An 18,035-nucleotide genomic window follows, 5' to 3' on the forward strand; every position below is an offset into this window, starting at 1 on the left:
AAAAATTCCAAGATCCCTTCTGGCAAAATCAAGTTTGCCAAGCTGTGGTTTTCATCTCTTTGCACGTAGAATATTTTTTGCAAAGAAATGATTTTTGTTCATTCCCCCCAACTTTTCCGCTTGATCCTAAAAAAGGCTAATAGAAAAGGAACAAAAAAAAATCCGGCATTAAACCGGATTTTAAATTAAAAGTTTTTTAAGAATTAAAGAGCTGAAACTTTTCTAGTCAATTTTGATTTCAAATTCGCGGCTTTATTTTTATGGATAATGTTTCTCTTAGCCAATTTATCAATCATAGAAATAACTTTTGGAAGTTTTTCTGATGCTTCTTTTTTATCAGTAGAAAGTCTAACAACTTTAATAGCGTTACGAGTTGTCTTCGCCTGATATCTATTTCTTATTCTTTTCGCATCGTTTGCCCGGATTCTTTTAATTGCCGATTTGTGATTTGCCATTTTAAATATTTTATTTTTTTAGGATTGCAAATATATTGAATATTTTCATTACAACAAATCTATAACGCATATTTTTTTAAACTATTACCTCTTCCTGCTTGTAAACTGGGAATAAATCCTTGATTTTATAAACGTCATCTCTTGAAAGTATATGTACAATAAGGTTTTTTACCCGAAAAGGAACACCATCGGGCACTGAATCAAGGTTAGAATCTATAATTTCTTTTATATCAATTATGGTAACAATTCCAGAGCCTATTACATGAAGTTCCTGTTCTGGCGTAATTAGAATTGCAGTATCATCTCCAATTCCAACACCTGTTGCCTTTTGTTTACATGCAGCTTGTGTCAATCGTCCAAACCGGCCACGGGAGTCAAAATGAGTGTCAATTATTACATTTTTTATGAAAGACAGGCCTCTGGATATTTCAACTTCTCCCATGTAAAATCCTTCCATTGCACTCCCTCTGGAAATCATATAATCTGCCAGTGCCATTGCACCTGAACTTGTTCCTGCAATTAAAAAGTCCTCGTTCATGTATTTTTCAACAAGCATTCTGTTAAATTCCGAATTACACAAATAATCTCCTATTCTAACCTGATCGCCTCCTGTAATAAATACAGCATCTAATTTTTCGAGCAACCTAAGGTTTTGGGTTTTATTTGCTTCATCCTTAGAACGTATATCAAGTATTTCAGTTCTATGACATCCTAATTCATGAAAAACATCCCTGAAGTCCGCGGCAGTTCTCATAGGAGAACTTGAAGAGGTGGTAATAATCCCAATTAATGAATTTTTTCCATCCCTGCATTCTTCAATCATCCTTTTTAATATTTCTTCAGATATGAATTCAGGATTGTTTTCTTGAACAAAATCCAAAGGTTCTAAGCTTGAATGTTCATTGCCACCAATCGCAAGCAATTTTCCTTTTGGCCTACTTCTTTTCATTCTTAATAAAAATTAACATTTATAGTATTAATTCGATAGTCTAATATCTAACACCTTACAAAACACCTGCCTTTTACAACTTTTGTTTTATAGGGTAAAAAAACACTTTTAAAAGAGGGATTCTAATAGATTTTTCCTGTTTTGGCATAAAAATTCCACGTATGATAAAATCAGGAAAAATATGTATAGGACCAAAAGAATGAGATAAATGGTATTGAAGTATAGTTGCAAGGATACTTAGACCTGCATTGTTCTTTCACCATGCTAGCCTTTGGCTATTTCTATTTGTTTAGAAAGTAAGATTACTTTTGAACTGAAGGATGGTAATTAATATCCTGTTGCTTGAGGAAATTAATAATTGTACTTGTTGTGTTGAGGGTATTGAAGTAATTGAGGCAATTTAAAAGACCTCAAACTTATACTTTTTCAAACTCTTTTAATCCATTTTTACTTTCAGTTTATTGTGAAAGTTTTATTGTAGTTTAAACTTAATAGGTAATTTAAACCAGACTTCTACAGGACTGTTATATTGAATTCCTGGATTCCAATCAGGCATTATTTTTATCACACGTAGCGCTTCCTGATCCAGTTCCTTATTAATACTTTTAGCTATATGAACATTAATTACTCTACCATCTTCTGTAAGTAAGAATATTACATTAACTATTCCAACAATATTATTTGATTTAGCATTTTCTGGATAAACTAAGTTTGATCTTAAAAAATCAAACAAAGCCTTTTCCCCTCCTACAAAAGAAGGCATTTGATTAGCCAGATTAATATCTAAGAGGAAAGAACCATCTTCATTCCAATATTCTGATTTAATAACAGTGCCTTTGTTAAATGTAACAATACCACTTAAATTCCCACTTTTTAAATAAAACTTCCATTCCCCATGTCTTCTATTCTTTTTATAGCTTCCTTTTCTACTGATAAGATTATTATTAAAATAATATATAGACTCTGAATCTTTTTCTTTTAATTTTTTGGAATTATAGGTTTTAACAGAATAAATATCACCATTTTGATAAAACATTTTACTGTGAAATGGTTTTTTTGAAGTGTAATTGACTTGATAGTATGAGTGAGATTGCTCATTGGTTATTTGGAATTTATAATCATAATAAACAGTATCCTGTGCTATTGATCCAAAACCAGAAAAAAGCATACAAGTATTACAAACAAAATATTTCATATATCATTGGCAGATTAAATGTAATGCTGCACAAAGCAAAAGTAAAATAAATAAGTAAGAATAAACAAAAACCTCCATGTTCCAAAACATTAATTTGAGGTAAGTAGTGCCTTGAGGAAATTGCTCTTTTGATGCATTTTTATTTTTTTGGATGGGAATCACGAATGTCCTAACAAAAAAGTTGCTAATTGAAAAAGGCTAAATATGTTAATGTATAAAAACTAAATTTCCTTATTCTGTTTCAAAACCGGCCTCTTTCCAGGCTGGTATTCCTTTTATAAGGTTATAAACTTGTGTAAAATTGTTCTCTTTCATTTGTTTCATTGCCTTTGTGCTTCTATTTGCTGAAGCACAGTATAAAAAAAGTGGCATATCATTAGAGAATTGTTTCACAATTTGCTGTAAAAAATCCTCATTGTAATAGTTGATGTTGACAGCACCTGGTATGTGTCCGGTACTGAATTCCTCAGGTGTTCTAATATCAATAACCACCCCGTTTTTTTCATTTATCAAGCGGGAAAATTCCTTGGCATCAATATTTCCAGGTTCTTGAGCAATTGAGCATCCTGAAGTTAGTATTACCAGGAGAAATATAAAATTTAGTGTTAGTCTCATTTTTGCTTTTATTTGATTATGAATTAATCTGTATCATTTATTTTAAATGATTCGTTTTTTGTTGTTTTCTCCCAAAAAAGAGTGTAGATAAAGAGTCTTTTAAGGCTTTTAATCCTGTACATTTAAAATTTTCTCTGCCCTTAAATATTTTGATTGATAATTTGTTCCAATTGATTTGCAGGAACTACGCCTGATTGCCGCCATAAAACTTTTCCATTTTTAAACAAAATCAATGTTGGTACTCCTTGTACCTGGTATTTTTGAGCTGCTTGCGGATTTTTATCTACGTCCACCTTTATGATTTTTGCCTTTTCTTCAATTTTCCCGGCTAATTCTTTAAGAATTGGGGCCATCATTTTGCATGGACCGCACCATTCAGCATGAAAATCTACTAAAACCGGTTTTTCTCCTTCTATTAATTCCTGAAATTTTCCCATTTTATTAAGGATTAGATAAATGATTAAAATATAACAAATCCTTACAATGAACGCATAGGATTTCCTTCAGGCAGTGCAAGTTTAGTACCTAATTCCTTTATCTTAGCCATTCCGCCCAATACATTGGTTAAATTTTCATAACCCATCTTTTTAAGCAGAGATACTGCAATCATTGAACGATAACCTCCTGCACAATGCACGAAATAATGTTTTTGTTTATCCAGTTTATCCAAATTTTCATTTAATACACTTAGATCAATTAATTGCGCCCCTGGAATTACACCACTTGCATGTTCCCCTGGCTTCCTTACGTCTAATACGGCCTCTCCCGCTTTTGCTTTTTTCACAAATTCTTCTGCCTCAAAACTTTCCACAGTATCTGTTTTTTTTCCTGCCCCTGTCCAGGCTTGCATCCCATCTTTTAAATATCCGCTCACATTTTCATATCCAACTCTTGCCAATCTTAAAACAGCTTCTTGTTCTTTGCCTTTACTTGCAATTAACAACAAAGGATTTTTTGGATCAAGCAAAGCACCAACCCAGGGTCCGTATTGCCCATTAAGGCCAATATTTATTGAACCAGGGATAAAACCCAATTCAAATTCTTCTGGATTTCGGGTATCTAAAACCTGAACATTTTGGATTTTCATTGCCTTTTCAAAATCCTCAACTGTAAGTTCATTTGTATTTTTTTCCATTACCTCATCAATGCTTTGATAGCCTTTTTGGTTAATGGCAGCATCATGGAAAAAGTACTTTGGCGGTGCAGATAATCCTTCTGTTACTGCCTTAATAAACTCCTGTTTAGACATTTCCTGCAATGCGTAATTAAATTTCTTTTGGTGACCTATAGTGCTGAAAGTTTCTTTTCCTATATTTTTTCCACAAGCTGAACCTGCCCCATGAGCGGGATAAACAATTGTTTCATCGGCTAATGTTTTGATTTTATTGTTTAAAGAATCATACAGCATTCCGGCAAGATCATACTGTGTTAAATCGCTTTTTACAGCCAAATCTGGCCTGCCTACATCTCCTACAAAAAGGGTGTCTCCTGTAAATACAGCATATTCCTTATTGTCTTGATCTAAAAGTAAATAACTTGCTGATTCGGGAGTGTGGCCTGGAGTATGAAGTACTTTAATGGTGAGATCACCTAAAGTAAATTTTTCATTGTCTTTTGCAATATATGCATCGTAATCAGGCTTGGCCTTTGGACCGTAAACGATAGTTGAATTTGTTTTTCTTGCCAAATCAATATGGCCCGAAACAAAATCAGCATGAAAATGAGTTTCAAATACATATTTAATTTTTGCATTTCTTGCTTTTGCCAAGTCCATGTATGGTTCTGTTTCCCTTAAAGGGTCAATAATTGCAGCTTCTCCATTGGATTCAATATAATATGCTGCTTCTGCAAGACAAGTTGTGTAAAGTTGTTGGATGTACATAGTATTAATTTATTTTTTATGTTTTTTGTTAGGATTGACATTTTTTTAAACAATGTAAAATTTCTGAAAGGCAATTGTGCTTTAAATAGTACAGGCAATGTTTACCATCTCTAATTGAAACAACAACTCCTTTGTTTTTTAAAATCCCTAAATGATGTGATACTACAGCCTGCTCAAGTCCCAATTGCCCATAAATATCAGTAACTGATACTTTTTCTCCCATTTCAAGAAGGCTTAATATAGCCAATCGTGTAGGATGAGCAATAGATTTTAGCATTTCTGCTGCCATCTCAAATTCAGTGCTATTTATTTTATTAATTGTTTTCATTCATATATACTTATCTATATATTTATATACGAAGGTAAATAAATATTATTGAAAAAAAAGCAAATGTAAAAATCAATGGAATAAAATTTGGCTGCTCGGCTGATAGAAAACTTGCAAAGCCGCATGAAACGATAAAAACAATTTAACAATTTTTGTTACTTAAAAAACTACCACTTTTGTAATTTCCTGTTGTTGATTTTGATTAACAACAATTAGGGTATAAATTCCTTTTTGAAAACCCTTCATATTAATGTTTGCTTGCTTTGAATTAACAATATCAAATAATAGCAGCTCCTGCCCCATTAAATTATAAATAATGCATGTGTAATTACCATTTCTGGTTAATTGTATATTCAACAATTCAAGCGTAGGATTTGGATAAACTTGTAAAGAAAAATCAGGGCCAGGAATTTTCTTTTCTTGTTCATTGGCCATGTTTAAATTTGAATAAAAAGGCAAAATAATTTGTGAAGGCTTATCGGGAGAGAAATATACTTTTTGAGTGGCTTTACGCGGAAACATTTCTGTTCCATTAAAAACATAGGGTTTTCCATCCTTGGGCTCCCTTCTAAAAAATGCACCATTTTCAATTGGAAGATTTGGATTTGATTGATATCTAGGCCAGTTACTGCTGCTTATTAAAACCTTTAGTTTATGGTTAAAGCCAAAACAATAAGCAATAGGGAGCAAATTAAATTCGAGTTCATAAATTTCACCACTATTAATATTGGTATAAGGAAGAGTGATATTTTCATTTGCCTGGGCTAAGGATTTGGCATAATCCCTGGCCCTTGCATTTATGGCACCTTCAACAACAAAATATTCTCTTCCATCAGGGTACACATCAATAATACGTACAAAAAAGTCGGTATCAGTAGGGCCAAAACTTGATCCATGAGGAAGTGAACTAATGTATATTTTTGCTTTAGGTATTCCTACAATGGTAAGCGTGTCTTGAAAAAGCGTAGTTTCAAAGTGCAATACATCCGGTCTATCCATAGTATGGAGTGCTAATTCAGGATCATTGTAATTCATAGGCCCTGCATTTTCCCTATCTTTCTTTGGTGTTAATATATCCAGATTTCCTCCTCCAACAGTATAAACAGGAGAATCTGGATCATGAACATAGCTATTAGGTATTTCCTCAGCCTTGGGAATGTTCAAATCTAAACTTCCATCACCATGCAAATAAAGGGTATAATCGCTTACACCTTGAGTTAATGGAAAGTGATCAGAACTCACCCAATAATTCCCTACATAATTATTTTGAATAATTCCATCGTTTATTGGCCCTGGAATATAAAATCGCACATTTGGAATTTGTGCAAAATCCACAAAAGGAACAACAGGATCACTAAATAATTTACTTCCGGGAGGCTGAAAACTATCGATAGGAATATTAAATTCATAAAAAAAGGTATTGCCATCTATTTGTATTTCAATAGGAAAAGCCGCTAGTCCTTTTTGTCCTGTAATAAAATTTAAAAAGTCTGAATAACTCAGGTAATAATCCTTGGATGGAACACTAAAACTGTAATTACCGATATTCTGCCAAGTTTTGCTTTTTGGAATCAGAACCTTGGGTTCACCTATAAAATTAGTTGAATCATAATTGAGAAGGTACCTTAACCAACTTGCCACCTCCCCTTTAAATACCTCTGCAATGTTTTCAATACTAGCGATTTCCATTTTTCCTGCAATACTAAGATCAAACACACTTTTTGGGAAAACCTGGTCTGTAACAGTATCCCTTCCAATGGTGCCATGAGTCCACGGGCCAATAATGATTTTTTGATGAGATTGGGTTTTTAAACTGGTGTGATTCATAATGTTGTTGTAGGTATTTATTTGACCGTCAATAAAAATATCCCACCATCCTGTTAGATGATAGACAGGGAGTTCCATATTAGTATACCTATTAAACTGACCATCAAGGGCCGATTCTCCATTATTATCAACGGGAGCATAACTTGCATCCATATCACTGCGGTTTTGATAATTCGGGTATATGGCAGAATACCCATTTTCATCTGGAATTGTAGAAAACTGGTCAATAGCCAGGTTAATAATATCCTCCGAAGAAAGCATACCATAATCGAAATTTGAATGAATAGCATTTTGAATATCAGTATCGTCAGGATTAATATTACCCATAATTTTCATTTGATTCTCAATCCATCCTGCCATTAGTCCTCTTCTAAAAACACCATTGTGTTGCACTGTAGAATTAAAATATTCAGCCGTGGCAACAATAGGAATTAGGCCTTTCAGCCCATCAAGCGCTGTATTATTCTTTATGGATGATGCAGCTTGATATTGTGTATTCCCCAAGGCTGATCCGCCAAACATTGCTATACTTCCATTGTAAATTAGTTCTTCGGATTCATCTATTCCATCTTTATCTAAATCATACTTTTTCAACAAACTATCCATAATAAAGAGTATGGAATTTTTTCCATCTTCATGAAAAAGGCAATTATTTTGATCAGTAAGTGATGTTACATCTAAAATATGTGATTGATTCGGATGATAGCTATCCTTTTTCCATCCATCACTGTACATAGGAAAATAGACACCCTGGGATTGATACCTTCCTCTTAAATCTTGTAAAACATAAGCATATCCTAATATATTCATTGCCAATGCAATTAAATCATTAGATCCTTTATTGTAGGGTGTTCTGGTAAATACCAAGGGTAATCTGTATTTATTGAAATTAGCATGCCCGTTTAATGAGTCATAAACAAACAATTGCAATCCTTTTGGGATAATTTGTAAATTATAAGAAGATCCTAAAAAATTCAGGTCGATGGTTAAACTATCAGAGGTAATGGGAAGGTAAACATCTGTCATTAGCTGTACCCCATCCGGCATTGTAAATGGAACAGTTGTAAGTGTGGTAAATTCAGATATTAAATCCAATTTTCCATTGTTATTTGATTGTGTAAAACCAATTAAGCAGGAGCAGGAGAAAATTAAAGCGAAAAAACATTTCATATGTAGATAATTTGTTTTTTAAAGGTCATATGGTATAGCCAGGTTATCTTCATTAGTGTTTGTGCACTGTTCGGTGCATGGCTATTTCATATGTAGATAATTTGTTTTTTAACGGTCATCCCGATTTCGGGATAGCCATGTTATATTCATTAGCGTTTGTGAACGGTTCGTGCATGACTATTTCATAATCCTATTTTTCAATAATTAATGCTTAAGTCCTAAAGTTAATCAATTTTGATCATAAATATATTTACATTAAGGCTTTGATTATAAGTAGTTTTAAACATTTCTAACCAATTTCCTTTAGATTAGTTCGACTTAACAAATGCAAAAAATATATTTCCAAATGAAATTGAAGATTAGGTCCAGGAAAACATTTTCTTAATTTCCTTTCGCATTGTTTTTTTTACCAAATAACGTGGGCTGAAATCCAATATTTAATTTTCCCGGAAACAAAATAACTATTTAAGGTTTTATAGGTTAATAGAAATTGATCAGGGCAATTGGAAAAAATAGGCACGAGCTTTTTTTTATATTTTTTTTGCATACAATCCAATAATAACAACACTTTATAGTTATTAGCTACTGGAAACGCCTATTATTAAAGCATTACAAACAACTGTAACACGAGTATTACAATAAACAATGGCAGTACAACTGAATTCATTGTTGTTAAATTTTCTATTTGCTTGAATCCATAATTTAATTATTAATTTTTCTTGTAACTAAAAAGCTATGAAAACAAAAACTATTTACTCAGTTCTTACCATTATTGCGCTATTTATTCTTTCACAGGATACCTTCTCACAAGCTATCTCACCTTATTTTTTTGGTCAGAATTGCTGGATGCCAGATTCAATAGGCAGCAAGAAGTTTGGGGGTCAGCTTCACAATAAATGGCAGGAAATCAAGCAAAGTAATGCACAATTAATTCGTTTTGGGGGAATTGGCCCTGATGATAATAAACCTACAAATTATCAATATATTAAAATGATTGATTCGATAAGAATGAATGGAATGGAACCAATAATACAGGTTCCCTATTTTAATGGAAAATACACTGCATCCCAGGCAGCAGCAATAGTAGAGTATATAAATATTACTAAGGGAAAAAAAATTAAATTCTGGATTATTGGAAATGAACCGGATCATGTCTATAAATTTACAAGTTCTTCTCAAGTAGCACCATATATAAGATCTTTTTCCTCTGCGATGAAAGCAAAAGATCCCTCAATAAAAATTATCGGTCCTGAAACAGCATGGTATAATACAAATATTATCAATGGATTAACTTCACCAGGAGGTCCTGATGATATAACAGGAAAAGATGCTGCTGGAAGGTATTATATAGATGTTATTTCATTTCATACTTATCCTTTTAATGGCACCCAGACACGTGATGAAGTTATTTCCAACCTTACTGTTCCAGGAAATTTTCAGGATCGTCTCTCGTCTCTTAACTCCAGAATAATAAATTGTAATACTGCGCATGGAAGAACTGGTGATAATGCATTAATAACAGCAGTTACAGAGGCTAATATAAATTTCAAAAACAGCGATACAGACAATTTAAATGGAGTTGGTGCCAATAGTTTTATCGGGGGCCAGTTTTGGGTTGAAATGATGGGGATTGGATTAAAGAAAAATCTTGGTTTTTTTAATTTCTGGAGTGTTGTTGAAGGAAATACACAAGCCTTAAATATTGGTTATTTAGATAGAAACAACGGTAACAAAAAGCCTAGCTACCATCATTTTAAATTAATGGCAGGAAACTTCAAAGGAAATTATTGTAATGCCACAGACAATAAGGGCAATATAAAGGTTTTTGGAAGTAAAGATACAACTCAAATAGCTGTAATTATATTAAATCAAAGCCAGAGCAGCAATTATGATTTTAAACTTCGTTTAAATACAGCTGATGTTTCCGGTAACAACAATTTAAAAATCAATGTTAATGCTGATTTAGATATTGAATACGATGATATAATCGAAAACCAATCTACAATTTTATTGGTGTTTGATAAAGCCGGAAACATTAAAAAAAAGTGTGAGTACAAACTAAATGGACATGCAAATGCTAACCTTCCTCCCGCTTGCACTAATTATTCCGACCCGGTTACTCAATTAAAGACAATTGAAAAAAATGAAGATCCCGAAAAAATCAATGGTGAAAAATTAATGGATTTTAAGGTTTATCCAAACCCTGCTAATAACAATTTTACTATTAATTTTAATGATGGTGAAAACTCCAAAAATTCTGTAGTGTTAAAGATGATTGATCAGGTAGGCAGAGTTGTACTTAATGAAAAATTTACTTTAATTGATGGGCATTTAAATAAACAAATAGAAATAAATGATTATTCAATTGCCACTGGGGTTTATTCAATCCAAATTGAATCAGATAAAAATGTTTACAGTACTAGAATAATCCTGACAGAATAATAATTACATTAACTTGAGTTCAATTATTAAATAGCAAACCTGTAACTGATACTGATTCCTCATTAGCTGCGCTTCATTTCCAGAATGACAGTTATTAGCCTTAAAAGAGGTTAAGGGTTAAATGGCTGTTTTACCGCCATTTAACCCTTAACCCCTCATAGAATAAAATTCCTGTCATTCCGACCAAAGGGAGGAATATCTACAATGCACAAAAAAAATCAAAACAGGACCAGGATAAATCCCCGTCATTCCAAACAGCGTGATAACAAATTGCACGAAAAATAATTATAATCGAATTTAGTTAAGTGAGAAAACTCTGACAAATTGCACGAAACATAATTATATTCGAACTCAGGTTATTACTATATAAAATCCAAACAGGACCAGGATATATCCCCGTCATTCTAGACAGCGTGAGGAATCTCTGACAAATTGCACGAAATATTATTATAATCGAACTTAGTTATTACTATACAAAATCAAACAGGATCAGAATATTGGCTTGTTTGTTTATATTAAACTGCATGAAATTTTTAAACGAAAAGTAACGAATCCTATTTTTTTCTTACTTTTTATGAAATTCATTACCATTTTTTATTGTTAATAGGAATAGAAAGTTAATTTGATGAATAACACAATTAGGAGTTTTATTATTAATTAATACACTTTGATGCTTTAATAAGGAAAATTTGCTTTGTTAATTCTATTGAAGCTTTAATAAAAAATAATTTTTTTTGAAATAAATGATTTTTTATCACATATTTTAATAAAATACATTCCAGGTGAAAAATTATCTCGGTCAATACGTATTTCGTATTCGGCTAGTGAATTCATTCTTTTAATCTCATTGCCCATATAATCATACATTGAAAAAGATAAATCACTAAGATCGCCATGAGTTAATATGATTTTTATTTTAATAAAGTCAAAGGATGGATTAGGTCCAATTTCCACTTGGAATGAATTTAACAATTCATTTTGTAAAATTCCTGTTGAACATTCTGGATTGTATTGTTTACCTGGTGAGCCGCCAAAACAGCCTGCAAACCAGTTGGAGGGAAGGTCAAGGCTGACTAATGGATCTTTTAACTCCAATGTTTTCCCCATGCCGTCAGCTTCCATGGGCCAGGGGCTTGCATCACTATAATTCACCGATAATACCATCTTGTAATTATAGTCTAACAAACTAATTTTTTCACCGCTATTGGAGAGGTTAAAGGGAATCTGACTTGTATATTTTGCTACAAAGGGATATTGGCTAACAAATTTTTGGGTATCGCAACTAAAAACAGCATATCCATTAGGGGGTATTATTGTTCCAAAAGGAATTTGATATAAATTAGACCTATTTCCATTATCGATATACCAACCTGTAAGGTTTACTGAAACATTTCCATAATTGTGTAATTCTAACCAGTCTCCTGCATCGCTCTCTATGGAAGAATTGTAATTAATTTCACTGAAAGTAACTTTAACATCTTTTGAAGAGCCTGTAAAATATGCTATAAATTTATCATCAGAACTTATATTTAATAAAATGGATTCCTGATATAAATCTGAAATAATTGAATTACTTCCCCAATATTCAAAAGTAAAACCTGGGTTTGCAATTGCAGTGATTGTAACTGGAACGCCATTAAAATAAACTCCTGTCCAGGGTAGGCTATCTGGTATCACAGTATTAATATTTATCCTTCCTGCTTCTAAAGGAGAGCAAATTAAAGTAACATTTACCTGATTTTTAAGTGCAAACTCATTTTGAATGTGTTGTCTTGCAATGGGTAACCTTTGTTTATTGAATTCCAACATTTCATCTATTTCATATAGCCATTTAGTATAAGTGCCATCCCATTTTTCAAAATGACGATGCATAAAAGGATCTAATTCATCCCGCATTTCAAATGCAATCTTTTCCATATTAACTGGTTGAAATGTTGTATTCATAATATCTGCATATCGGTTTACAAAATAATTCATGAATACTGTGTTTTTTAGTAATGCCCTTAACATGTCAGAATGAACATTAGGGCCAATAGGATTATGAACCATGGCCAGGTTGTTAACTCCAACCTCACGCCTTTTTCCACCTAATCCTTTATCCAGATCAAAATGAGCATACCGCCATTTACCTGAGTTTTGCGAACGCCACAATCTTATATTGTTACAAGGGCTAGTGTTATCAATCCAATCGTCATTTCCATAGTAAATTTGACTTGCCATGTAATCAACAAAGTTCTTAACATCAAGAGCTTGGGAAACATTTTCAATAAAATCAGCACTTTTATGGTCTGCGCTCTTAATTTTTGTAGCCATTTTTAAAAAATCCTCGTTACTACCAGCCTGGGCCCAAATTTTAGTACCTCTGTGTTTTAAAACATCCACAAGGTCAGCATCAACTTTATGATTACTTTCTAAATAATGTTCATCCTGTCGCTCCCTCATATCATAAACCCCCCAATATTCTCCATTCAAAAAAACTATTACTGGTTCGTATTCGATTATATCAACATTGGTATTTTTAAGGATTCTATGCATAAATGCATCTCGAATACGAGAGGCATCATATTCCTGGCCGCCATTACGTAAATTGATACTTTTAAAGGTCTTAATAAAACTTTTTTCTCTAAAGAGTGGATATTCAATTGGGCCTTGTCCTAATTTTTTCTTGGTAACAATTCTGAAACTTCGTTGTGCAAAAGCCCTTGAACGTCCGCCATGTATTTGTAACTCTGCTTGCAACTCGAATTGTTTAATGTTTTTATTATCGAAATATTCCACATGGCATAATTTATCCCACGATTTCCAAAAATTTGCACCATAATATGGAAATTTAGGTGATGCATCTGGTCCCATTACATACATCCCGATTTTATTATCCCAAAGGTCTTCGGGGTTTATTGAAATTGAGAATATGGGCAAGTTAAGTTCATTCTCATTTATAAAATAAGTGCTTTTTACCGTTTTACTGGGAAGCTTATTTACACTGCTGTAACATTTAGCCGAAATAATTTTTGTTGAATTTATAAGTAATTCTGACGAATATAAGCTTGATGTACTGGTTGGAAATCCACCATCAAGGGTATACCTAATGATGGCTGTTGGTGAAGGGGTAAAAAGTTCAACAACCTGGTTAAATGAATAAAACCCGGAATTTAACGAAATTATGGGATCCGGTTCATATCCTTCATAACATTGGGAATTATTATTTGATAGGTTTGGAGATGGGTTATTAAAAAGGCACCATACATCACTTCCATCCGGATTTCTACCGAAAGAATTGTTATTTTGCAACATTCCTAAATAATAGTTATCTACAATATTGCCATCATCGCTAAGTATTATATTCTCCCCATTTGAGGAAAGCTTAAAATTAGTATGGAGAAAATTCTCATCCAAAATATCTTTACCGGATGCGAATATTATTTTATATGAATTTGCATCTATAGAAATATCAGGAAAAAACCATTTGTCTGGTTTGCCTGGATCATCACTAAGTGAATAATTTAACAGACTCACGGGAAAAGGGTTATTATTGTAGATTTCTATCCAATCATTAAATTCATTTGTTTCATCTCCAATAATGGAACCATTGGCATTGGAAACTTCATTTATCACTATTTGAGCTTTTAAATAATTTGATAAACAAAACATCAGGAAAAACACAAAAAATAAAAACGGTTTTTTCATTTAAATAAATTAAAAAGTCAGAAGAAAAAAATGTTTTTCATTTCTAAAAAAAAATGAATTATTTATTAAATTATAATAAAAATGTTGCCATTTCAATACATGCACTTATTTCTTTAGGAATCAACCAAGAATAATTTATCGTTCTATTATTTTTAATACATTGAATTAATTTTGATGTATTATTTTCCACAAAGTGTGCATTAATCGGATTGGCTATATACTACTAATAATAGTGTCAAAAAGCTTAGTGCTTATTTTATTATTGGAAAATAATTTTTTCTGTAATAAAATGAGTAGAATTTCCAGTTTTCACAATATAAATTCCAGGGACAAAATCTTTCCGGTCAAGCACTAATTCATTATTTTCCAAGGATTTTATTTTTTTAACTTCTTTTCCGGTAAAGTCATACATTGAAAAAGATAAATCACTTAGAATTTCTTTATCCAAAATAATCTTAATTACAATTAGGTCATCGGAAGGATTTGGTCCAATTTCCAAATGAAAATGGTTGTTTATGACTTTTTCAAGGATTCCTGTCAGGCATTCTGCATTATAGCCAACTCCAGGTGATCCTCCAAAGCATCCTGCAAACCAATTTGAACCAACATCCAGACTTTCCATTGGATCTTTTAATTCCAATGTTCGCCCTTTACCATCACATTCATTTGGCCATGGGCTAGCATCACTATAGGTTACCGATACAACGGGTTTGTAATCATAGTCCAACAAACTAATTGTTTCACTACTATTGGAAAGATTAAATGGAAGTTGACTTGTAAAAATTGTAACAAAGGGATGTTGGCTTACAAATTTTTGAGTATCACAACTAAAAACAGCATATCCATTAGGGGGTATTATTGTTCCGAAAGGAATTTGATATAAATTAGCCATATTCCCGTTATTAATATACCATCCTGTTAGGTTTACAGGTAATTCTCCATAATTATGCAATTCCAACCAGTCACCAGCATCATTCTCAAATGCTGAATGGTAATTTATTTCACTGAAAGTAATTTTAGGCTCAATGGCAGAACCCTTAAAATAGGCTGTAAAAATATCGTCAGAACTGATATTTAATGTAATTTTTTCATTTGGATCCACACTTGAAATATTTTTGTTTACTCCCCAATAATCAAAAGTAAAACCAGGATTTGGAATAGCAGTAATAGTTACTGGAACACCATCATAATAAACCCCATTCCAGGGAATAGATTTAGGTATAATTGAATTGATCTTTATCCTTCCTGCATTATAAGGTGAAACAACTAAATTTAACTCCACCTGCTTCACCAGGTTAAACTCCGTTTGAATATGGTTTCGAACGTGATCTCCTCTGGCACTAAACCAATTTAGCATATTGTCAACTGAATTATTCCATGCATTGTAACTCCCTCCCCACCTCTCCTGATGTCTTTGCATGGATGAGCTAATCGAATCGCGCATGGGGTAAGCAACTTTTATTAAACTATCATATTGGAAAACAGTATTCATAAGATCTGCAAACCTATTTACAAAATAGTACTTAAATTCCTGGTTATTTAACATTGAACTAAACATTTCAGAATGAATATTGTAATTAGGCGGATTTATTATTCCTGAAAGATTATTCGAGCTAGCCGAGATTCCAAATATTCCACTTGTCATATCCAAATCCCAAAAAACATATCTCCATTTTCCACCTGGTAATTGGGAATGCCAAAGCTTTATATTGTTGCTACCCCCACTTGGCTTTATCCAATCATTGTTATGATAATAAATTTCCGCAATGAAATAATCAACATAGTTTTCAATGTCAATCATTTTCCCAACATTGTTATAAAAAGTAGAACTCTTTGCCTCGGTAGTTTTTATATAGTTGTGCATGCTGTAAAATGATGTATCCGATCCTGAAAGAACCCTAATACTTCCTTTATGGGTTAATAAATCAACCTTTTCTGCTGGAACCCCATAATTGCTTTCAATGTATTTTTCATCCTGCTTTTCCCTTATTTCATATTCTCCCCAATATTCGCCATTTAAAAAAACAATGGCAGGCTCATATCCCATTGTACCTACATTTTCGTTTTTCATTACCTTTTGTAAAAATGCATCTCTAAATCGGGTATAATTATAATCTGTGCCTCCATTTCGTAAATTAAAAGATTCAAACCAAGTTACCTTCGGTTTTTCAGGTATCAAAGGGAAATTAAGCACAGAGGTTCCATATTTTTTTCGACATTTTATTCTAAAACTCTTTTGTGGTTTAGCCCTTGAGAAACCTCCATGTATTTTAATCCCCGCATCCAGTTCAAACTGTTTAACTTTTTGTTTATCAAAATACTCTACATGACATAACTTTTCCCAATCCTGTTTAAAATTCATATAAATTCCAGTACTGTTGTCAAACAAATCCTTGGGATTCATTGTTATAGAAAATACGGGAAGATCAAAGCTGTTCTCATCAATGAAATAAGTTCGTTTTATAACTTTGCTCGGAAGCCTGTTACCACTGCTATAACAAACAGAGGAAATTATACTGGTCTTATTTGCATTAATTGGATTGGCATAAGTACTCGATGAATTAGAGGGAAAACTACCATCTACACTATACTTTACTATCCCCGAAGGCGAGGGAGTATACAATTCAATTGTTTGACTACTGGGATAAAAACCAGCATTCAAAGAAAATGCAGGTTCAGGCTCATACCCCTCATAACAAGCAGAATTGGTATTGGTAGCACCAGGAGAGGGAGTATTAAACAAACATAAATTTGTTCCTCCATCAGGACTTCTCCCCGAAGAATGATTGTATTGTAAATGACCTATTTCAAAATTATCAACAATGTTTCCATCATCATCACTAAATATAATTTTTTCTCCAGTTGATTTGAGCTTAAAATTAGTGTGAAGGTATTTTCCATTTTTTATATCCTTTCCCGAAGCAAAAATAATTTTATACGAAAGTGGTTCTATTATAAAATCAGGGAAAGTCCATTTATCAAACTTGTTTATATTATCTGAAAGTGTATAGTTTAATAAATTAACAGGAAGGGAAGATGAATTATAAATTTCAATCCAATCATTGTTCTCCCCGCTTTCATCCATTAAAATGGAACCATTTGCATTGGAAATTTCATTTATTATTACTTGACTATACAAAGTTTTTTGGATGACAAGAACTAAAACAAAAGTCAACAAAAAGAAATATTTTTTCATAAAAACTGAATCATTAGAATTTGAAAAACAACTTAAATTGCTTTCTAATTTCATATAATAATATTGCCACAAAAATCCTTCTGTATTTTTGAGATTTGGAATTCCAAAAAGCCCACCATAAAATGTCACTGAAATTATTTAGAAAGCAAATTAATATGCAAACTGAGGAATTTATTCACTCTATAGAAATTTGATTATTTAGCTTTGGGAACTGTTCTGTTTTCATCATTTATTGTATGCAATAGTTGCATTAAATTGAAAAGAAACAAAGAGTTTAGACTGAAGGGTT

The 18,035-nt window shown here is 32.4% G+C and carries 11 protein-coding genes; 1 reads left to right on the plus strand and 10 read right to left on the minus strand.

Translation table 11 applies throughout. The features are described 5' to 3' along the window. Positions 1–203: 203 nt before the first annotated feature. The 8 genes from H0V01_06145 to H0V01_06180 all read right to left on the minus strand — a co-directional run bounded on the left by H0V01_06145 (position 204) and on the right by H0V01_06180 (position 8,421). A complete protein-coding gene (locus tag H0V01_06145) occupies positions 204–455 on the minus strand; it encodes a 30S ribosomal protein S20 (protein ID MBA2582953.1) in 252 nt (83 codons plus the stop codon). Positions 456–531: 76 nt separating this feature from the next. Continuing rightward, the gene (locus tag H0V01_06150; GenBank protein MBA2582954.1) at positions 532–1,404 is read right to left on the minus strand and encodes a cyanophycinase; all 873 of its coding nucleotides are present in this window, start codon (positions 1,402–1,404) and stop codon (positions 532–534) included. A 472-nt stretch (positions 1,405–1,876) separates the two neighbouring features. Further along, positions 1,877–2,599, minus strand: coding sequence for a TonB family protein (locus H0V01_06155; GenBank protein ID MBA2582955.1), 723 nt, complete (start codon positions 2,597–2,599; stop codon positions 1,877–1,879). Positions 2,600–2,830: 231 nt separating this feature from the next. Then, positions 2,831–3,214: a rhodanese-like domain-containing protein gene (locus H0V01_06160; GenBank protein ID MBA2582956.1), complete on the minus strand. Its 384-nt coding sequence runs from the start codon at positions 3,212–3,214 to the stop codon at positions 2,831–2,833. Positions 3,215–3,354: 140 nt separating this feature from the next. Further along, positions 3,355–3,651: a thioredoxin gene (trxA, locus tag H0V01_06165; GenBank protein ID MBA2582957.1), complete on the minus strand. Its 297-nt coding sequence runs from the start codon at positions 3,649–3,651 to the stop codon at positions 3,355–3,357. 41 nt (positions 3,652–3,692) lie between these two features. After that, complete coding sequence (locus H0V01_06170; GenBank protein ID MBA2582958.1) at positions 3,693–5,096, minus strand: MBL fold metallo-hydrolase; 1,404 nt, start codon at positions 5,094–5,096, stop codon at positions 3,693–3,695. A 28-nt stretch (positions 5,097–5,124) separates the two neighbouring features. Further along, positions 5,125–5,424, minus strand: a complete 300-nt coding sequence (locus H0V01_06175; GenBank protein ID MBA2582959.1) for a helix-turn-helix transcriptional regulator — start codon at positions 5,422–5,424, stop codon at positions 5,125–5,127. Between the two features lie 159 nt (positions 5,425–5,583). After that, positions 5,584–8,421 (minus strand): CocE/NonD family hydrolase, encoded by a 2,838-nt coding sequence (locus H0V01_06180; protein ID MBA2582960.1) that lies wholly within the window; start codon positions 8,419–8,421, stop codon positions 5,584–5,586. Positions 8,422–9,156: 735 nt separating this feature from the next. Here H0V01_06180 and H0V01_06185 point away from each other — a divergent pair. Continuing rightward, on the plus strand, positions 9,157–10,863 hold the full coding sequence (locus H0V01_06185) for a T9SS type A sorting domain-containing protein (GenBank protein ID MBA2582961.1): 1,707 nt from the start codon (positions 9,157–9,159) through the stop codon (positions 10,861–10,863). 714 nt (positions 10,864–11,577) lie between these two features. Here H0V01_06185 and H0V01_06190 read toward each other — a convergent pair. Then, a complete protein-coding gene (locus H0V01_06190) occupies positions 11,578–14,550 on the minus strand; it encodes a CotH kinase family protein (protein ID MBA2582962.1) in 2,973 nt (990 codons plus the stop codon). Positions 14,551–14,809: 259 nt separating this feature from the next. After that, on the minus strand, positions 14,810–17,746 hold the full coding sequence (locus tag H0V01_06195; GenBank protein ID MBA2582963.1) for a CotH kinase family protein: 2,937 nt from the start codon (positions 17,744–17,746) through the stop codon (positions 14,810–14,812). Positions 17,747–18,035: the final 289 nt, after the last annotated feature.

It is taken from the genome of Bacteroidota bacterium, from assembly GCA_013696965.1.
GTDB lineage: Bacteria > Bacteroidota > Bacteroidia > JACCXN01 > JACCXN01 > JACCXN01.

Bases quoted from the DNA above. Each gene is read 5' to 3' on its own strand.
- H0V01_06145 (MBA2582953.1), bottom strand. From the start codon at position 455: ATGGCAAATCACAAATCGGCAATTAAAAGAATCCGGGCAAACGATGCG.
- H0V01_06150 (MBA2582954.1), bottom strand. From the start codon at position 1,404: ATGAAAAGAAGTAGGCCAAAAGGAAAATTGCTTGCGATTGGTGGCAAT.
- H0V01_06155 (MBA2582955.1), bottom strand. From the start codon at position 2,599: ATGAAATATTTTGTTTGTAATACTTGTATGCTTTTTTCTGGTTTTGGA.
- H0V01_06160 (MBA2582956.1), bottom strand. From the start codon at position 3,214: ATGAGACTAACACTAAATTTTATATTTCTCCTGGTAATACTAACTTCA.
- trxA (MBA2582957.1), bottom strand. From the start codon at position 3,651: ATGGGAAAATTTCAGGAATTAATAGAAGGAGAAAAACCGGTTTTAGTA.
- H0V01_06170 (MBA2582958.1), bottom strand. From the start codon at position 5,096: ATGTACATCCAACAACTTTACACAACTTGTCTTGCAGAAGCAGCATAT.
- H0V01_06175 (MBA2582959.1), bottom strand. From the start codon at position 5,424: ATGAAAACAATTAATAAAATAAATAGCACTGAATTTGAGATGGCAGCA.
- H0V01_06180 (MBA2582960.1), bottom strand. From the start codon at position 8,421: ATGAAATGTTTTTTCGCTTTAATTTTCTCCTGCTCCTGCTTAATTGGT.
- H0V01_06185 (MBA2582961.1), top strand. From the start codon at position 9,157: ATGAAAACAAAAACTATTTACTCAGTTCTTACCATTATTGCGCTATTT.
- H0V01_06190 (MBA2582962.1), bottom strand. From the start codon at position 14,550: ATGAAAAAACCGTTTTTATTTTTTGTGTTTTTCCTGATGTTTTGTTTA.
- H0V01_06195 (MBA2582963.1), bottom strand. From the start codon at position 17,746: ATGAAAAAATATTTCTTTTTGTTGACTTTTGTTTTAGTTCTTGTCATC.